General features: G+C 68.5%; 14 protein-coding genes. 4 read left to right on the forward strand and 10 right to left on the reverse strand.

Translation table 11 applies throughout. The features are described 5' to 3' along the window. The first annotated feature begins 74 nt into the window (after positions 1 to 74). Positions 75 to 1,241 (forward strand): glycosyltransferase, encoded by a 1,167-nt coding sequence (locus OHA10_RS08845; RefSeq protein ID WP_371405677.1) that lies wholly within the window; start codon positions 75 to 77, stop codon positions 1,239 to 1,241. Here the strand turns inward: OHA10_RS08845 and OHA10_RS08850 are convergent. The 5 genes from OHA10_RS08850 to OHA10_RS08870 are packed head-to-tail and all read right to left on the reverse strand — an operon-like array spanning position 1,238 to position 10,518. After that, positions 1,238 to 6,301 (reverse strand): AAA domain-containing protein, encoded by a 5,064-nt coding sequence (locus OHA10_RS08850; RefSeq protein ID WP_371405678.1) that lies wholly within the window; start codon positions 6,299 to 6,301, stop codon positions 1,238 to 1,240. The two genes, OHA10_RS08845 and OHA10_RS08850, sit on opposite strands and share 4 nt — an antisense overlap. Further along, a complete protein-coding gene (locus OHA10_RS08855) occupies positions 6,298 to 7,449 on the reverse strand; it encodes a M48 family metalloprotease (protein ID WP_371405679.1) in 1,152 nt (383 codons plus the stop codon). The genes OHA10_RS08850 and OHA10_RS08855 overlap by 4 nt, the downstream gene beginning before the upstream one ends. 46 nt (positions 7,450 to 7,495) lie before the next feature. Beyond that, the gene (locus OHA10_RS08860) at positions 7,496 to 8,407 is read right to left on the reverse strand and encodes an ABC transporter ATP-binding protein (protein WP_371405680.1); all 912 of its coding nucleotides are present in this window, start codon (positions 8,405 to 8,407) and stop codon (positions 7,496 to 7,498) included. A gap of 3 nt (positions 8,408 to 8,410) precedes the next feature. Continuing rightward, complete coding sequence (locus tag OHA10_RS08865) at positions 8,411 to 9,448, reverse strand: FecCD family ABC transporter permease (protein WP_371405681.1); 1,038 nt, start codon at positions 9,446 to 9,448, stop codon at positions 8,411 to 8,413. Next, the gene (locus OHA10_RS08870) at positions 9,445 to 10,518 is read right to left on the reverse strand and encodes a FecCD family ABC transporter permease (RefSeq protein WP_371405682.1); all 1,074 of its coding nucleotides are present in this window, start codon (positions 10,516 to 10,518) and stop codon (positions 9,445 to 9,447) included. Before OHA10_RS08870 ends, OHA10_RS08865 begins: the two co-directional genes overlap by 4 nt. Before the next feature lie 116 nt (positions 10,519 to 10,634). Between OHA10_RS08870 and OHA10_RS08875 the strand changes: the two genes are divergently transcribed. Then, positions 10,635 to 11,441, forward strand: a complete 807-nt coding sequence (locus OHA10_RS08875; protein ID WP_371405683.1) for a siderophore-interacting protein — start codon at positions 10,635 to 10,637, stop codon at positions 11,439 to 11,441. A 51-nt stretch (positions 11,442 to 11,492) separates the two neighbouring features. On the opposite strand, the gene OHA10_RS08880 is transcribed toward OHA10_RS08875, so the two are convergent. The 3 genes from OHA10_RS08880 to OHA10_RS08890 all read right to left on the reverse strand — a co-directional run bounded on the left by OHA10_RS08880 (position 11,493) and on the right by OHA10_RS08890 (position 13,857). Further along, on the reverse strand, positions 11,493 to 12,689 hold the full coding sequence (locus OHA10_RS08880) for an alginate lyase family protein (RefSeq protein ID WP_371405684.1): 1,197 nt from the start codon (positions 12,687 to 12,689) through the stop codon (positions 11,493 to 11,495). A 171-nt stretch (positions 12,690 to 12,860) separates the two neighbouring features. Then, a complete protein-coding gene (locus tag OHA10_RS08885) occupies positions 12,861 to 13,256 on the reverse strand; it encodes a PPOX class F420-dependent oxidoreductase (RefSeq protein WP_371405685.1) in 396 nt (131 codons plus the stop codon). A 16-nt stretch (positions 13,257 to 13,272) separates the two neighbouring features. After that, the gene (locus OHA10_RS08890) at positions 13,273 to 13,857 is read right to left on the reverse strand and encodes a TetR/AcrR family transcriptional regulator (RefSeq protein ID WP_371405686.1); all 585 of its coding nucleotides are present in this window, start codon (positions 13,855 to 13,857) and stop codon (positions 13,273 to 13,275) included. Positions 13,858 to 13,946: 89 nt separating this feature from the next. On the opposite strand from OHA10_RS08890, the gene OHA10_RS08895 reads away from it, so the two are divergent. Further along, the gene (locus tag OHA10_RS08895) at positions 13,947 to 14,657 is read left to right on the forward strand and encodes an SDR family oxidoreductase (RefSeq protein ID WP_371405687.1); all 711 of its coding nucleotides are present in this window, start codon (positions 13,947 to 13,949) and stop codon (positions 14,655 to 14,657) included. On the opposite strand, the gene OHA10_RS08900 is transcribed toward OHA10_RS08895, so the two are convergent. Further along, positions 14,627 to 14,893: a hypothetical protein gene (locus OHA10_RS08900; RefSeq protein WP_371405688.1), complete on the reverse strand. Its 267-nt coding sequence runs from the start codon at positions 14,891 to 14,893 to the stop codon at positions 14,627 to 14,629. The two genes, OHA10_RS08895 and OHA10_RS08900, sit on opposite strands and share 31 nt — an antisense overlap. A gap of 192 nt (positions 14,894 to 15,085) precedes the next feature. Continuing rightward, a complete protein-coding gene (locus tag OHA10_RS08905) occupies positions 15,086 to 15,418 on the reverse strand; it encodes a DUF1330 domain-containing protein (RefSeq protein WP_371405689.1) in 333 nt (110 codons plus the stop codon). Between the two features lie 90 nt (positions 15,419 to 15,508). On the opposite strand from OHA10_RS08905, the gene OHA10_RS08910 reads away from it, so the two are divergent. Then, a complete protein-coding gene (locus OHA10_RS08910) occupies positions 15,509 to 17,392 on the forward strand; it encodes a serine/threonine-protein kinase (protein WP_371405690.1) in 1,884 nt (627 codons plus the stop codon). Positions 17,393 to 17,411 lie beyond the last annotated feature (19 nt).

The following is a 17,411-nucleotide window of genomic DNA, read 5'->3' on the forward strand; positions in this document are numbered from 1 at the left end:
CAGCTCGTCGGAGCTCGGGGAACGGAGATTGGCCAGTGCGTTTTGTGTTGGCAACGTGGGGATCGCGCGGCGATGTGGAGCCATTGGCAGGGCTTGCGGTTGCGCTACAGGAGCTCGGTGCGGAGGCAACGGTCTGCGCACCGCCCGACGACGATTTCGAGGCGCTGCTCGAGCGGGCCGGCGTACCGATGGTGCCGCTCGGGCCCTCGGTGAAGTCGGTGGTCACGGCGCCGAAACCACCGTCAGGGCATGCGGCGTTCGAGCTGGCACCCCAGTTGGTCGCCGCGCGGTTCGAAACGCTCGGCACCGTGGCGCAGGGCTGCGAAGCGGTGGTGGCGACCGGTCTGATGCCGGCTGGTGCGCGGGACGTCGCCGACAAACTCGGCATCCGCTACGTGCTCGCGTGCTTCCACCTGGGTGGGATCCCGTCGCAGCATTTCTCGCCGGGAGCACGGCCGGGTACGCCGTCGCCGGAAGGCGAGACCGATCGACGCGTGTTGTGGCAGCAGGATGCCGAGCGCGTCAACGCCTTGTACGGCCCTTCCCTCAACAGCCACCGCGCGGAGATCGGCCTGCCGCCGGTGGAGAACGTGCGGGACTACGTGCTGACCGAGCACCCGTGGCTCGCCGCGGATCCGGTCCTGTGTCCGTCGAATGGCATGACCGACCTCGACATCGTCCAAACGGGCGCGTGGTTGCTGCGTGACGACCGCCCACTGGCTGATGAGCTGGACGCGTTTCTCGAGGCCGGCGAGCCGCCGGTGTACGTCGGGTTCGGAAGCATGGCCGCGTACGCGCCGAAGGACATCGCCCGGACGGCCATCGAGGCGTGCCGTGCGCACGGTCGCCGCGTACTGCTCAGCCGCGGTTGGGCTGGGCTGGACCTGGCCGACGAAGGCAAGGACTGCTTCGTGGTCGGGGAGGTCAACCAGCAGGCGTTGTTCCCGAGGGTCGCGGCGATCGTGCACCACGGCGGCGCCGGCACCACGACAACCGCGGCCCGGTCGGGTACTCCGCAGGTCGTCGTACCGCTGATCGCGGATCAGCCGTACTGGGCGTCCCGGGTCGAAGCGCTCGGGATCGGGGCCGCGCACGAACGCGCGACGCCGACCGTCGACTCGCTGACAGCCGCACTCGAGATCGCTTTGAGTCCGGAAACGCGGGCTCAGGCTGTGAAGGTGGGCGGAGAGATCAAGACCGACGGAGCGACGGTGGCCGCCAGGCTTCTGATGGGCGGCTAATCGACCGGGCGCTGGAGAGCGCTCAGAAGCTGTGCGATGACGGTCTCCGGTGAGCGGGTCCAGTCCGTGGTGAGCACGTGGTGGACCCGCCAGCCGGTGGTGGTCAACGCGCTCGGATGCGTGGTGAGGCGCTCGAGCAGCGTGTCCGAGGCGACTCGGTCGGGCGTGTCCACGAGTACTGCGAGGCGATAGCCGGCGTCCTCGGGGAGCTTGAGTGCGAGATCGCAGCGGAAGACCGACTCACCGACAGCCGTGTCCACTTCCACGCCACGTGCTTCGAGCGCCGCGGCGAGCTGCTCGATCACGGCACTCGGCCGAGCTGACGCCGGCGCCTTGACGGCGTACGGCGTGAGGGCGGCCTTCGCGGCGACGTGGTCGCCCCGGGAGACCGCAGTCGCGTACGCGAGGAAGCGGCGGAGGGTGTTGGCGCCGTCGTTGTAGGTGTTGGTGATCGCCTCGGGCTCGATGCTGCTGACGATCACCATGTGTTCACGGGCGCGGCTGAAGATCACGTTCAGGCGCTTCTCCCCGCCGGAGGTGTTGATCGGGCCGAAGTTCATCAGCATCCGGCCGTCCGGACCGGTGCCGTAGCAGACGCTCATCAGGATGATGTCCCGCTCGTCGCCCTGCACGTTCTCCAGGTTCTTCACGAACAGGCCGGCGTCCTGCTCGCCGTGGGTACGCACCTGCTCCGCCTCGTACAGCGCCGCGAACTCCGGATCCGCTTCGGCCAGCTCGTCCAGCGCCCGCTCGATCTCGCTCTGCTGGGCCTCGGAGAACGCAACGATCCCCAGGCTCTTCCCGGTCTGCCGGACCAACGTCTCCCGCACCAACGCGGCGATCCATCGCGCCTCGGCCGGATTGGTACGGCGGACGTACACGCCGTCGACGAGCCGCACCGCCGTGATGCTCCCCGCCAGCATGCTGTCGCAGACCTCGGACACCATCGGCGAGTCCGACCGCACCGTCCACGGCGGCGCCGCATGCGGTGGCAGCCGATCCGGAACGGTCGCGAGCTTGCCCTGGTAGAACGCCGAGTTGCTGAACGAGATCAACGCCTCCGAGCGGCTCCGGTAGTGCCACGTGAGCATCGTCGACGCCAGCCGCAGAGCACTGATCGAGAGGAAGCTGTCCTCGGTGAGCGCGATCCCGACCTGCTCGGCCGCCTCGTCTTCGACTAGTTCTTCGTCCGGTGTCCGCACGCGGAAGTACTGCGTCGGCGGCAGCTGCATCTGGTCACCGACGACGATCACCTGCGGCGCACGATGCAGGGCCGGGATCGCCTCCTCCACCGGGATCTGACTGGCCTCGTCGTACACGACGACGTCGAAGGAGGTTGTCAAGGGCAACGTTTCGGAGACCGACGACGGGCTCATCAGCCAGACCGGCCTCAGGACCGAGACGACCTCGCCGGGCGCGCCGGACGCGAGGTCGCGGATCGAGCGGTACCGCATCACCTTGCCGAACTCGTGTTCCAGCTCGCGCCGGCCGGTCGCGAACGTCTTCTTCCGCTCGCGGTCCTCGGGCGACATCCCGGTGACGCTCTGCTCGGAGTGCGCGACCTCGGCGAGGAAACGGCGGCGGACCTGGGCGGTGACGACTTGGGCGTTGAGCTCGGTCAGGTCGTCGTACACCATGCTGAGTTCGCCGACGATCGCGTCGACCCGGGCGGAGGAGAGTTGCAGGGGCGCGGCTGCGCGGGCGCGTTCCCATTCGGCGGCGCACACGGCGTACTCGAGCTGGTCGGGTGAGGCGTCGAGTTGGCGGAGAGCTGTGAGTACGGCGGGTGGGGCGTCGGCGAGGTCGCGCAGTTTGGGGCCGACCGCGCGTACGACGGGGCTCTCGGCGATGAGCCGGTCGGCGAGGGCGCGGAGCTCGTCGACCGTCAGAGTGTCCCAGTGGTCGGCGAGCAGGTCCTGGGTCGACTCCTCGGCCTGGTCGAGCGCGTCGGCCAGGCGGGCGAGCTCGGCGGGGGCACCGTCGCGGAGTACGAACTGCCAGTCGGGGACGGCCTTGCGGGCCGCGGCTAGTTCGTCGATCAGCTCGCCCGGGTCGTCGACGGCCCACTCGCGCCGGGTCTGCACGACGTGCTCCTGGACGGCGGCCGACGCGGAGTACGCGGCTACCAGATCGGTCAGGGTGTCGGTGATGGATGGTTGTACGGCGCGGTCGGTCGAGTCGAAGCGTGATCGGACGAGGCTCTTCACCCGACGCCAATCACCACTCAGGAACGAGAACACCCCGCCTTCCTTGCCCTGAGCAACCTTCAACGCGGCCCGTGCGTCAGCCGGCGCCAGCGGGTCGCTCCACCCCGCGGCCTCCTTCCAAGCCGTTCCCTCAGCCACCACCAGCCGCTTCCGCTCATCACCAGCAGCCGCCAACTCCCGAGCAACAGCAGACCGAGGCACAATCGCCTCCACCCGATCCACCCCCGCCAACGGCTCCACCACCCGCCCAAGCCGAGCAAACCCACGCACCTCCCCCACGAGCAGACCCACCCGCCCCGCGCCTCCCGCGTCGGCCGCCGGCGCAGCTGGCTCATCCAGCGCCGCCAAGGCGGTTGCTACCGCGTCCCAGCGGGTGCGGAGTTCGCGGGCCGGGATGGTCACGTCGGCGTCGTCCCAGTGCTTGGTCGCGATGAACGCGAGCGAGCTCCGCGCAAGCACGCCACCGGTAGCCGGATCCGCCGAGGCCAACTCCCGAGCGGCCTCACGCACCGCGTCGCGCACTCCCCACCACTCCGCGACGCCGGGCACCACCGGACGCACGGGGGACGCCGGCGCCACGGAGGCCTCGGTCGGGCGCCAAGCGTGCGCGTGCAGCTCGGCCAGGCGGTTGATGAGTTCCCGGAGAGGTGGAGCACCCGCGGTCAGCTGGTGCTCGAAGGCTTCCACGGTGGAGAGAAGACGGTCAATGCGAGCCACCAACTCGGCTCGGCGCGTCTCCAACGCGTCGAAGTCGTCATCAGCAGACAGCCACGACTCATACGTGTCGCGCAACCCGTGCACGAACGCCTTCTTGTCCGCCTGGGAGTCGTGGATCAGCGCACACAACCCGTCCAGCCGCTGGCTCGCCAACCGCGCATGCACCACATCCAGCGCGGCCCGCTTCTGGCAAACGAACAGGACCCGCTTCCCGCGCGCGACGAAGTCCGCGATCAGGTTGGTGATGGTCTGCGACTTCCCCGTCCCAGGCGGCCCTTGGATCACGAAGCTCTCGCCTCGCCGCGCACGAGCGATCGCCGCCACCTGCGAGCCGTCAGCAGGTACGACGAGATGCCGGTCAGCCGGCGCCAATTCCGGCGGCGTACTCCCGATCGGCCGTGGACGATCCGAGAACAGCTGCTCGAAGGACGCCGCCGACTCCCCGCTCGTCAATAGGTCGTCGTAGTCCCGCACCAGTCCCAGCGTCCGGTAGTTGAAGTTCGCCAGCGAGACCGCGCACAGATCGACGTCCCACGAGTACGGCCCGCCCTCGGTGTCGAGCGAGTACACATCGGTCTCGAGAGCCCGCGCCGGCCGCGGCGCCTCACCCAGCACGATCCCCAGCGGCAGCGTCTGCTCAGCGATCTGCGTCCGGTAGATCTGCACACCCAACGGCTGATAGTCCGTACGCCGATACGAGTACGGGTACTGCTTCCCGCCGAACCCGGTCGCCACGTTCCCGCGCCGACGCCGGTTGTACGTCCGCAACCGCGTCATCGCCCGCTGCCGCACGAGATCGATTCGCGGCTTCTCCCGCAAGTGCAACTGCAACCCGGGCTCGGTCGCCTGGATCTCCTTCGCCAACCGTTCGTGCAACTGACTCAGCGCGCCCGGCGACGACAGGTCGACGGTCTCCGGCAACGTGATCCCGTACAAGATCCGCAGACTGTGCCGCAGCGTCGGATTGACCTCCGCGATCGGATCGGTGACCCGCAGCGTGTACGAATCCCGCACACCGCGCTTGCGAGTCAGTTCCACCTTCGCCAGCACCAACGGCGACGCGATCCGGGTGTCGCGATCGTTCTTCAAGTCGTGCCACCGCAGGAACGCAGGCACCAGCCGTAGCTGATCCTGCCCGTAGTCGGCCCGGTCGCGACGAGCGGTCGAGATCAGCTTGTCCAACGTGTTCGCGGCGTACGGCGCCTCGTCGTACCGGACCCACTTGCCCAGCGGCTGCGCCTTCTTCAGCAACTCACCGGCGAGCTCGTCCCGCCAGGTGAACAACTGCTCCGAGCGGATCGTCCGTACGTCGAGCATCAGCGGCACCGACACCTCGGTGAGGTTCAGCGTCTGCGCGGTCGGCCGGAAGTTGATCAGCCGATTGCGCCGGGACAGGTCGAACAGCCGGTCCCGCAACGCGCCGAGCACCGCCGTGCGCCGATCCGCCGCGCCCCGGACGATCGCCTCGACGTCGAAGTCCAGCGGCTGGTCGCGGTAGTTCTCGAGCTGTTCGATCAACGAGTGCAGGTCCTGCGCGCGCCGGTGCCGGTCCGGCTCGACCATCTGCGCGGCCACCGAGACGATCACCGGATGCAGATCCGGATCGAGCTTGTACAAGTTGCCTCGGGCATCGATCAGGGTGGCGACATCCGCAGTACGGGACAGGTCGAGCCCGCAGCCGAGTGCGAGCAGCAGCTGCCCGAGGCTGAAGATGTCGGTGAGCTGGTCGTGGTGACCGACCACGTGCTCCCAGCTCTGCCAACCCGCGACCAGCGTCGGCGAAGTGATCGCATCCGGCACCGGCTCGGGCACGACGGTCTTCTCCCGACCGCCACTCTCGCCCAGGTCGAAGTCGGACTGCCGGTGCGTGACAACCTCGACGGCGGTCGGCCGCGATCCCTGCCGTGCATCGAGCTCGCGCGCGGCCAGCGTCGGCCGGCCCGCATCCGCGGGCGCGAAACCGAGCCGGTTCTGCTCGTCGACGACGATCCGATCCAGACCGCGCAACGGCGCGACCAGTCCGCGCTCGTGCACAGCGGCCGTCTCGTGGAACAACGGCAGCACCGCAGCCAGCAACGCGTCGTTGCCCAGCCCGCCCTGGGAGACGGCCAGCGCAACGAGATCCTCAGCGCTCATCCGACCACCTCCGAAGCCTGCACGAACCTCGCTCGTTGCTTGTCACTCCATCCCAGCTCGTCATCCGCGACATCGACGTACCCCGGCAGCCCCGACCGCCGCGCGAGGGCCAGCGACCCGATCAGTCCGGCGTCGCCGGCATCCGGATCGGCGGTCGCGAGATCGAGCAGTAGGTAGCAGAGGTACCGCGTGGTCGCCGCCGCCAGCGGTCTCGGTCGTGGCATCGGGGCCCCATCCACCGGACGCACTGTCAACGGCTCGTCGAACCGCACAGTTCCCCCTGGCTCGGCCGGAGCGTCCACGAAGCCGGCAGCCGCCGTAGCCACCGCATCGGTCCGGAGGCCCTCGGTCTGCGCGATGAGACCGGCAAAGTCCCGGCTCAGCTCGCGCAGCAGCGCGGCGTCGAGCAGGTCCGGCGCGTCAACGTCGAGCGGCCCGGTCACGAACTCCTCGACGTACTCACCGTCGACCCAGTTCTTCAACGCCCAGGCCCGCCCGACGGCCTCAGGATGTGTGGTCCCACGACTCCCCGAGCGCAGATCCAGCGACTCCGCCTGCCGCAGGTACGCCGCGGGGTCGGCCGTACTCAGGCCGGTCTCCAGCTTCAGCAACGCACGGATCGTGGTCTGCAGGTCACCGCATGCCGTCAGCGCGCCCCGGTCCGCGAACAGCTCGGTCGCCAACGACCACCGCCGATGTGTCTCGAGGTACTGCGAAGGCGTCCGCGCGTCACCGGCCGCCGCGTCGAGCAGCCTGTCGACCGCGAGGTACCCACCGTCCTCGGCCTCCCACAACAGCCGATGCGCGAGCTCGTGCCCGATCACCGCGGTCAGCTCGTCCTCGTCCAGCCGATCGAGCAACGGTCCCTGGAAGAGGATGACCGGCTTCGCCTGGTGAATGTACGCCGCATTCGGCTCGCCACTCACCTGGAAGTACTCGACCTCCTCCGCCACCCCGAGCGCCTCGGCGGCCCGTCGCCCCGCCCGATGTACGACCGGATGCGCGTCCTCCTCCAGCCGGTATGCATTCCGCAACAGCACGTCGCCGACATCGCCCTCCGGCCCACCGTGCAGCGCCGTCCAGGCACGCTCGTCCACCCGGCGAACGAACGCCAGGACGGCCCGGTGATACCCGAGGACTGACAACATGTGGGCCACCCTAGCCAGCCCCACCGACGAAACGGTGCGCTGACGATCAGCTCGGGCGACAGATCCCGTTGGCCGCGGCGCTGGCGGCCAGGGCGGCTGCCGCGGGGTTGCTCCCCGAGGCGACCTCCGCGGCCTCCGAGCCGGAGGAGTTGTCACGGGTGGTGTGCCGGCCGATCGGTACGACCAGCGGCGTACCGGCGACCGGGTCGGGGACGACCTTGACGGCCAGGCCGAAGACGTCCTGGACCACGTCCTCGGTGATCACCTCGGTTGGGTTGCCCTCGGCAACGATTGCGCCGTCCTTCATCGCGATCAGATGGTCGCCGAACCGGCAGGCCTGGTTGAGGTCGTGCAGCACGAGCACGATCGTACGGTCGTCGGACTTGTTCAGATCGACGAGCAGATCGAGCACTTCGATCTGATGCGTCAGGTCCAGGAACGTGGTCGGCTCGTCCAGCAGCAGGATGTCGGTCTCCTGCGCCAGCGCCATCGCGATCCACACCCGCTGCCGCTGCCCACCGGACAGCTCGTCGATCGGCCGGTCAGCGATCGACAACACGTCGGTCGACGTCATCGCCTCCGCGACCGCCTCGTCGTCGGACTTCGACCACTGCTGGATCCACCGCGTCCGCGGGTACCGGCCACGCCCGACCAGGTCTGCGACCGTGATCCCCTCCGGCGCGGTCGGCGACTGCGGCAGCAGACCGAGCTTGGTCGCCACCTCACGTGTCGGGATCTGCTGGATGCTCTTGCCGTCCAGCAGCACGGTCCCGCGCGACGGCTTGAGCAACCGCGCCAGGGTCTTCAGCAGTGTCGACTTGCCGCACGCGTTGGCGCCGACGATGACCGTGATCTTCCCGGTGGGGATGCGCACCGACAGGTCGTGGATGATCTCCCGCTGGTCGTACCCGACCGCAAGACCGTCAGCAGCCAAGCTGTGTTCCACAACGTTCTCCATCTGTCAGCCACCACTTCCGACACGGTTGGTCCGGGCCAGCAGGAACATCAGGTACGGGGCACCCACCACGCCGGTCACCACGCCGACCGGCAACTGCGTGTCCCCGAACGCGTGCTGTGCCACCAGATCCGACAACGCCACCACCAGCGCCCCGAGCAACCCGGACGCGATCATCGCCGGCCCCGGCGAGCGGGTCAGCCGCCGTGCGATCGGCGGCGCCACGAACGCCACGAACCCGATCGGCCCAGCCGCGGCAGTCGCCACGGCGGCCAGCAGTACGGCGATCACGATCAGCCCGAGCCGCGACGCCTCCACCCGCAACCCCAGCCCGTACGCCGTCTCGTCGCCCAACTGCAGGATCCGCAACTGATGCACGAGGATCACCATGAACGGCAGCAGGACCACGAACGTGATCGCGAGCGACCGGACGTTCGACCAGTCCCGCCCGTTCAGACTCCCGGTCAGCCAGATCAGCGCCTGCTGGGCTATCTCCACCCGCGCCTTCGTCAACAGGTACGACGTGATGCTGGTCGCGATCGCACCGATCCCGATGCCGATCAGGATCAACCGGTAACTCGACACCCCGTGCCACCACGCCAGCACGTACATGATGAACGCGGTCAGCACCGCGCCGACGATCGCGAACGCCGACACCGCGACGCCGGTCACGCCCAGAGTCACGATCGCGAACACGGCGAACGCACTGGCGCCGTACGTCACACCGATGATGTCCGGGCTGGCCAGCGGGTTGCGGGCGATGCTCTGGAAGATCGCGCCGGACAGGCCCAGCGCCGCACCGACGAGCAGACCGGTGAGCGCCCTGGGCAACCGAAGCGTGTTGACGATGAACTCGGTCGCGTGGTCACCGCCGCCGAACAGCGTCTTCACCACGTCGATCACCGGGATCTTGAAGTCTCCCAGCGACAACGAGACGCAGAAGGTCGCGAACACCACGACAGCCAGCACGACGATGACGACCAGTGAACGGGTCTGCCGGGCGGCGCGCGCCCTCGCGATGACATGAACCGCTTCGGCCGTCACAGGTCCGCCAGCTTCCGCCGTCGTACCAGGACGATGAAGAAGGGTGCACCGAGGACCGCGGTGACGATCCCGACCTGCAGCTCACCCGGCAGCGCGACGACTCGGCCGATCACGTCCGAGCCGAGCAGCAGGATCGGCGCGAGCAGCATCGAGTACGGCAGGATCCATCGATAGTCCGGCCCGGTCACCAGCCGCGCAACGTGCGGGATGGTCAGCCCGATGAACCCGATCGGACCAGCCGCGGCAGTCGCCGCACCACAGAGCAGTACGACGACAACCGCAACGAACAACCGGGCCAGTCCGACCCGCTGCCCGAGCGACTTCGCCACGTCGTCCCCCAGCGACATCGCATTCAGCACCCGCCCGCAGAACAGCGACAGCACAACCCCGACCAGGATGAACGGCGCCACCTGGGCCGCCACGTCCGAGCCACGGCCGGCGAACGAGCCGACCGACCAGAACCGGAACTGGTCGAAGGTGTCGACGTCACCGATCAGCAGAGCCGTCGTCAACGAGCCGAGCATCGCGGTCAGCGCCGCACCCGCCAGCGCGAGCTTCACCGGCGTCGCGCCTTCCCGCCCGAGCGACCCGAGGAAATAGACGGCTACGGACGCGGCCGCCGCGCCGGCGAACGCAAGCCAGACGTACGCCGTCAGCGTGCTCAACCCGAACCAGTAGATGCCTCCGACAACGAACAACGCGGCGCCGCCGTTCACCCCGAGGATGCCCGGATCGGCGAGCGGGTTGCGGGTCACGCCCTGCATCAACGCCCCCGACAGCCCGAGCGCGGCCCCGACCATCAGACCGATCAGCGTCCGCGGCACCCGCAGCGAGCGAACGATCACGTGATCGGTGTTCGACTCGTTGTAGTGGCGCAGGGCATCGATCACCGTCGGCAGCGGGATCTGCTTCGAACCGATCGCGATGCTGAGCAACATCACCAGGATCAGCAGCACGACGCAGCCGACCAGGCCGAGGACGAGCGTGGTCCGCCGGGCCCGGCGTCGAGGACGCGCGGGAGCGGCTGCCAGGTCGGGGTCGGTGGAGGCGACAGCACTAGGCGGAGGCATTGGACTTTCGGGATCCTCTTAGGTAAGGCTAACCTCTAGATGCTTCACCATAACCCGGCCGCCCTCGGGTGCGCATCTGCGCCTCCCCCCTGCGAAGTTTATGGAGAAACCACAGTATGACGACTGTGCTCGAGCGACCGATCGAGTTCGACTCGCTCCTGGCCACCGTGGCGGCCGTCGAGGACCTGAGCCCGCATCTGCGCCGCGTGACGTTCGTCGCACCGCGGATCGCGGAGGCGGTGACCGCCGGGCCGGACCAGCGGATCAAGGTCCTCCTCGCGCCCCCGAACGGCGCCGGTATCAGGCTGCCGTCCGGCCCCGAGTGGTACACCGACTGGTGCGCGCAGCCGGTCGACGAGCGTTTCATCATGCGGACGTACACCGTGCGCGCACTCCGCCCGGAGGTCGCCGAGCTTGATGTCGAGTTCGTCCTGCACGGAGTCAACGGGCCGGCTTCGGCATGGGTCAGCGAGGCTCAGGTCGGCGACGCGGTCGGTCTGCTGCTGCCGTTCGCGGTCGACACGACGAGCGTCAAGGGCCTGCTCCACTCCGGCGTCGACTACGTGCCGCCGGCGAGCAGCGTGCAACGGATCCTGGTCGCCGACGAGACGGCGCTTCCGGCGGTGGCGGGCATCCTCGAGGAGCTCCCGGCCGGAGTACGTGCCACCGTGTTCATCGCCGTACCGGATGCTGCCGACGTACGGGCGCTGCCGGGGAACGCCGACATCACCTGGATCACCGACGGATCGTTGCTCGAGGCGCTCAAGTCGGCGGAGCTGCCGTTCGCCCCGGACTACGCCTGGGTCGCCGGCGAGTCGTCGATGATCAAGTCGGTACGCCGTCACCTGGTCAACGTCGTCGGGATACCGAAGGCCGCGATCTCCTTCCAGGGGTACTGGAAGCGCGGCGAAGCGCACTGCTGAGGGTCCGGGAAGGCTGAAGGGCAGAGGTTCAGCCCTCCCGGAGGTCTTCAACTAGGACGGATTCTCCGCGTGGGTCAGCGTCTCCCAGGCGACGAACAGGTTGTTCGAACCCGCCGGGCGACGGGACTCGGTCAGCGCCTGGGTGTTCGCCATCGCGATCCCCAGCCGCGTGTGCAGCGCGTTGTAGCCGACCTCGGTGATCGGGCCGAGGCCGCGATTCACCGTGCCCTTGCAGAGCCAGGACGGCACCGGCTCGAGGTTGCGCTCCCAGCGGGACTGGAATCCGAGCGCCTGGCGGAGCCGTTCACCGAACTCCGGATACATGTCGATGCCCTGGATCCTGGCCGTCTCCAGCACATGTGAGATCGACGAGATGCCGTAGCCGGTGTGGGTGAAGTCGCGGCAGGTCTCCTGAGTCAAGCCTGTCACGAACGTCCCCTGACCCTGCCAGTAGCTGACGATCTTGTCGCGGGTGTTGAGGTTCTGGCTCGGCACCGTCTTCGGCAGCGCACCGTCCGACTCCAGATACACGTACGCCGGGACCCGCAGCCGGTACAGCGAGATCGCCTTGTCGTAGATGGTCTTGTCCTCGAGGAACACCCCGATGCCCTGGAGGGCCTCGGTCATGCTCAGCTCCCAGTTCCCGTTGGAGTTCGAGCCGTTGATCATCTCCGGTACGTAGACGTTGCGCAGCATGGTCGCGAACCGGCCCGAGTTCGGCCAGTTCCCGTACAGGTACTTGATGATCTCCGCGGCTTTCGGCCACGACGACGCGGACCAGGCCGTCTGCAGCGGCGCGTTGCTGTTGGTGTGATCCTGGATCGTCGCCGACCACGCGTCCATCAACTGGATCGACTTCTGCGCGTAGGCGGTGTTGCCGGTCAGGTACCAGAGCAGGGCGTCGGTGTACGCCGCGATCGCGTCCTCACGCTCATTGGTGCAGCCGAGGTTCGGGTTCGAGTACGGACCGCATTCCACGACGGCGCGCGGCGTAGGCGTCCGGGACAGCGAGGCGTACGCACTGTTCTTCGCCTGGTTGAACGCATTCGTCCAGGGCTGCGCCCCGGCCTGCACCTTTGCCTTGACGAAGTCGAGCTGGGCCCGGCTCACTCCCACACCCGGATGGGTGAACGTGGCCGGTGCGTCTTCTCTCGCCGGAGCGCTCGAGGACGCGACTGCGGGGCTGCTGAGGGTCCCGGCAACCAGCGCAGCACAGGCTGCGGCCAGGACCAGAGGTTTCTTTCTCATGGGCGGTGTCCTGTCTTTCGGGGCGGTGGACACGTGCGCTTCCCCCACTAGCGCAGGGTCTTTGCGAAAGTGTTGACGACGTTAAGTAACGGCGTCAACACCCCAGCCCGAACGGAACAGGCGACCGGCTTTTCCCAGGTCAGCGGAACAAAGTGAGACTTTGTCCCATTGCTAGTGGCCGAGCTGGCTGGTGATCTTCTCGACCACGATGCTCGTCGCGTACCGCGTCGTACCGGCAGGCTCGACGTCGGTCCAGCTGCCGGTGTACTTCGTCGCGACCGCCTGCTCCAGCGACAGCTCCGGATCCGGCACCAGGTCGTCGATCCGGCCGCGCAGCTCGACGTAGTACGTCGGCCGGGCCGGGTCGACGACGACCAGCGAGATCGCCGGGTTCCGCTGCAGGTTGCGCAGCTTCTGCCGCCCCTCGACCAGGCTGATACGCACCCGCTCGCCGTCCCAGAGGAACCACAGCGGCGTCACCTGCGGTTCGCCGCGCCTGCCGATCGTCCCGACCATCGCGATCGCCTTCGAAGCCAGCAGGTCATGAAACTCACCAGGAATCTCCACGGCGCCGAGAATAGGCTCAGCTGAGGGCAAGCTCACCCGCGTGCACGCCGGCCGCGTCCAGCAACGCCGCCGCCGTCACGGCACCGATGCCGCCGAGCGGCTGGGCGCGGACGACCGCTCGCGCGTTCGCGCCGTCGAAGACCATCGTGAGCTGGATCGCCAGCGTCGACGGGTCCTCGGCGCCGGCCTTCACCAGCTCGCGGTGGAAGAAGTCGGTGAGCTGCTGCTTGAAGTGCCGGGCCACCACCGACCCCGGGTGCTCCGGGTTCTTCAGCTCCACCGCCGTACTCACGTAGGGGCAGCCAAGGTAGTTGCCCGAAGCAACCAGATCGTCCTGGCGCTCGAACACGGTCAGGATCCGCTCCCGCGGCGACCGGTCGTCCTCGGCCCCCGGGTGCAGCAAGGTCTGGTACGCCGGACCGCGGCTGGCCAGGCTCTCCGCGATCAGCTCGTCCTTCGACCGGAACAACTGGTACATCGACTTCTTCGACACCCCGGCCGCCTTGCAGAGCGCGTCCACTCCGATGTTGACGCCGTCGCGGTAGAAGAGTTCCCCCGCGGCGTCCAGCAGTCGCTCACGGGGTGTCGCCGAAGTGCTCATGGAACGAGGGTACCGGTTGGATTTGAAAACGGAAACCGATCGGTTTACTGTGTGCGAAACAGATCGGTTTCCTCTCAAGGAGTTTTCAGATGACCACACTCGATGGCGCTGTCGTCCTCGTCACCGGCGGCCAGCGCGGCATCGGCAAGGCGATCGTCGACGACCTGCTCACCCGCGGCGCGGCCAAGGTCTACGCCACCGCCCGTGCTCCGAAGCCGAGCACGGACCCGCGCGTCGTACCGCTGCCGCTCGAGATCACCGACCAGGCCTCGATCGACGCCCTGGCCGAGGCCGCTCCGGATGTCACGATCCTGATCAACAACGCCGGCGCGAGCTCGCCGGACACCTACCTGGACAGCACGATCGAGGACGTCCGCGCCGTCTTCGACGCGAACTTCTTCGGACCGCTGCAGCTGACCCGAGCCTTCGTCCCGATCATCGAGCGCAACGGCGGCGGCCACATCCTGAACGCCCACTCGGTCCTGTCCTGGGTCGCCCGGCATGGCGCGTACTCCGCGAGCAAGGCGGCGTTCTGGCTGCAGACGAACGCGATCCGCGTGGAGCTGCTCAACCGCGGCATCGGCGTCACCGGCCTGCACATGGGGTACGTCGACACCGACATGGCCAGCCAGGTCACCGCCCCGAAGTCCCGCCCCGAGGACATCGCCAAGCAGGCCCTCGACGGCATCGAGTCCGGCGCCCACGAGGTCCTCGCCGACGACATCACCCGCGGCGCGAAGGCGGCCATGTCCGGCGACCTGACCGCTGTCTACCCCGAGCTCGCGGACATCAGCCACTGACCAACCCGAGGTCGCCGACGGGTCGCACGCTGCAGCGACCCGTCGCGGTCGTCCTCAGACCGGTTGGTCAGTGTCCGAGGTCCAGACGTCCCCTTCACCAGGCCGGCCTCGGCGAGCAGCATCGAGCCGGTACACACGGAGCCGATCCACTCCAGCGACGGCGCCAGCTCGGCGATCCGGGCCGTCATCACACCGCGTCGGGCCTCGGCCCAGGCGCCCTTCTCCGCGCGGTTCATCCAGCCACAGCGCGAGCTCGAACTCGGGCCGCCGCGAGGCGTGGCTCCAGACCTCGAACCGCCCCATCACGTCCATCTCGTCCACACCGTCGAACACCAGGAGCTCGATTCGCATACCTCCACCCGACCGGGACGGCCCGGAGGCAGCCAGTGGCCACGACGACCATGCTCGCAAGGATCTGGTCAGCCTCCTCAGACCAGCACGTCGGTGGCCTTGTGCTTGCGGTCGACGCCCTCGACGAAGATCACCACGCCGTCGGAGTTCTCGGTCCGCAGCGGCAGGATCTCGCGGTAGTCGGGCGACTCGTACCAGTCCCGCAGATGGTCGTAGTCGGGGAACTCGATCACGATCGGCGCGCCCTCCCAGTCGCCCTCGATCTGCTCGGGGGTCGCCCCGTGCACGAGGAAGTGACCGTCGTACGGCGCGAGCGTCTCGTCGATCCGCTCGAGGTACTCGACGATGTCGTCGCCCATCCGGACGTTGCGCAGGTAGGCGATCGCGTAGGCCTTCATTCTCTGTGTCATGGCTTCAGCCTTGACCACGGGGAGAATTCGCACGATTACCTCTGAGGTCATCGGGACGGCTTGGTCTGCTCCCGACGTACCGTAGATGCCATGTCAGTCACAGGGGGACCGCCTTCCATCCATGCGGAGGAGGTGGAGGACGAGCGGCTCGGGCCGTACCGGTTGATCCGGCGGCTCGGCCAGGGCGGCATGGGAGTCGTCTACCTCGCCGAAGGCCCTGAGCACCAGGAAGTCGCTCTCAAGGTACTGCGGCCGCACGTCGCTCACGACCCGATCGCACGGGCCCGGTTGCAGCGCGAAGCGACGACCCTGCAGAAGGTGGACCACCCCGGTGTGGCCGGCATCCTCGACCACGACCTGGAGGCCGAACGGCCCTACCTGGTGACTCGGTTCGTCCCCGGCCGCCCGCTGGACGAGCAGGTGGACGAGCGCGGCCCATTGACCCCGCGCAAGTGGCTGCCGCTGGCCGGCTGCCTGGCCGAGTCGCTGCAGGCGATCCACGCGGTCGGTGTGATCCACCGCGACCTGAAGCCCGGCAACGTGATGATGTTCAACGGCAAGCCGGTGATGATCGACTTCGGCATCGCCCAGGCCGCCGACGACCTGCGACTCACCCAGACCGGCCTGGTGATCGGTACGCCGGGCTACCTCGCGCCCGAGCTCATCGAGGGCGAGATGGTGTCGCAGTCCGCGGACTGGTGGGGCTGGGCGGCCACTGTCGCGTTCGCCGCGACCGGACGCCGGCCTTTCGGCAAGGGACCATTCGAGGCGGTGCTTGCACGGGTGCACTCCGGCCAGGCCGACCTGGACGGACTTGATCCACGACTCAAGCCACTGCTCGCCGCGGCGCTCTCACCGAGCAAGGCCGACCGGCCGACGCAGGACGAGATCATGGACGGTCTCAGCCGGTACTCCGAGGGCCGAGACGCGCTCGCCCCACGCGAGACGCCGACGGTGGCCGCCGTACCGCCGACTCGGCTCGTGACCAAGGTGATGCCGACGGAGGAAGTAGCCGACGGCCCAACTCCAACTGAAGTCGCGCAACTGGTTCCGCCGGTGATCCCACCGCTGTCGGCGTTCGCGCCGCTCGCGGACAAGATCCGGGATGCTGCCGCGAAGAAGCCGGTCGCGGAGGTTCCGCAGCACCCAGCGACGTACAGCCCGGCTCCTAACGCGGCTGCTCCCGCTGGCATGCCGCTGCCGTACCAGAGCGGTCCGCCCGCGCCGTACGCACAGCCCTACCCGCAGCCGTACCAGCAGGCCGGCCCGCCTGCTCCCGTGCAGCCTGCTCAACCTGCGCAACCTGCGCAACCGACCAAGGCTCCGCCGACCGGTCGGCGTACGGCGGTCGTCGTCGGCTTCATGATCGCGTTGACCGGACTGATCGCGCTGACCCCGGTGGTCGGCTCGGCTGTCGCCGTCCTACTGCTCGTGCTCGCGCGGACGGTCGACCGTTCGAGTACGGCGCTGATGCGGCGCCGTCAGGTCCGCGGACGGTCCGGCAAGTCGGACGGCGTCATCGCCGCGGCCGCCAGCCCGCTGCAGCTGGTGATGGCCTTCCTGATCACGCTGCCCTGCTTGATCCTGCCGCTGATCTCAGCGGTTGTTGTCGGCGGCATCGTCACAGCCGTCGCCGCCACGACGTACGACCTCGACTGGCAGCCGCTGTCGGCCGTCGGCTTCGGTAGCGCCGCGCTGACCGCGCTCTTCTTCGTGTGGTGGGGCCCCGGCGGCAGCTCACTGCGTCGAGGCGCCCACATCGCGGCGCGCAACACGTTCCGCGCGCACTGGCTGGCCGCGCTGATCGCCGTCGTACTGCTGGCAATCGGCGGCATCACGTTCTACAAGGCGACGCAGGGCGCCGGCGCGGACTGGGCGCGGAACCCGATCGAGACCCCGAACATCGAGCGGCCGACGCTCGGCGATCTGCGCAACGCGCCGTTCATCCGGGACCTCCCCATCATCGGCAACTGACGGGGAGGCCGGGCGTCCT

It is taken from the genome of Kribbella sp. NBC_00662 (assembly GCF_041430295.1).
Lineage (GTDB): Bacteria > Actinomycetota > Actinomycetes > Propionibacteriales > Kribbellaceae > Kribbella.

Bases quoted from the DNA above. Each gene is read 5' to 3' on its own strand.
- OHA10_RS08850 (WP_371405678.1), bottom strand. From the start codon at position 6,301: ATGAGCGCTGAGGATCTCGTTGCGCTGGCCGTCTCCCAGGGCGGGCTG.
- OHA10_RS08880 (WP_371405684.1), bottom strand. From the start codon at position 12,689: ATGAGAAAGAAACCTCTGGTCCTGGCCGCAGCCTGTGCTGCGCTGGTT.
- OHA10_RS08890 (WP_371405686.1), bottom strand. From the start codon at position 13,857: ATGAGCACTTCGGCGACACCCCGTGAGCGACTGCTGGACGCCGCGGGG.
- OHA10_RS08895 (WP_371405687.1), top strand. From the start codon at position 13,947: ATGACCACACTCGATGGCGCTGTCGTCCTCGTCACCGGCGGCCAGCGC.
- OHA10_RS08875 (WP_371405683.1), top strand. From the start codon at position 10,635: ATGACGACTGTGCTCGAGCGACCGATCGAGTTCGACTCGCTCCTGGCC.
- OHA10_RS08870 (WP_371405682.1), bottom strand. From the start codon at position 10,518: ATGCCTCCGCCTAGTGCTGTCGCCTCCACCGACCCCGACCTGGCAGCC.
- OHA10_RS08855 (WP_371405679.1), bottom strand. From the start codon at position 7,449: ATGTTGTCAGTCCTCGGGTATCACCGGGCCGTCCTGGCGTTCGTTCGC.
- OHA10_RS08900 (WP_371405688.1), bottom strand. From the start codon at position 14,893: ATGAACCGCGCGGAGAAGGGCGCCTGGGCCGAGGCCCGACGCGGTGTG.
- OHA10_RS08905 (WP_371405689.1), bottom strand. From the start codon at position 15,418: ATGACACAGAGAATGAAGGCCTACGCGATCGCCTACCTGCGCAACGTC.
- OHA10_RS08860 (WP_371405680.1), bottom strand. From the start codon at position 8,407: ATGGAGAACGTTGTGGAACACAGCTTGGCTGCTGACGGTCTTGCGGTC.
- OHA10_RS08910 (WP_371405690.1), top strand. From the start codon at position 15,509: ATGTCAGTCACAGGGGGACCGCCTTCCATCCATGCGGAGGAGGTGGAG.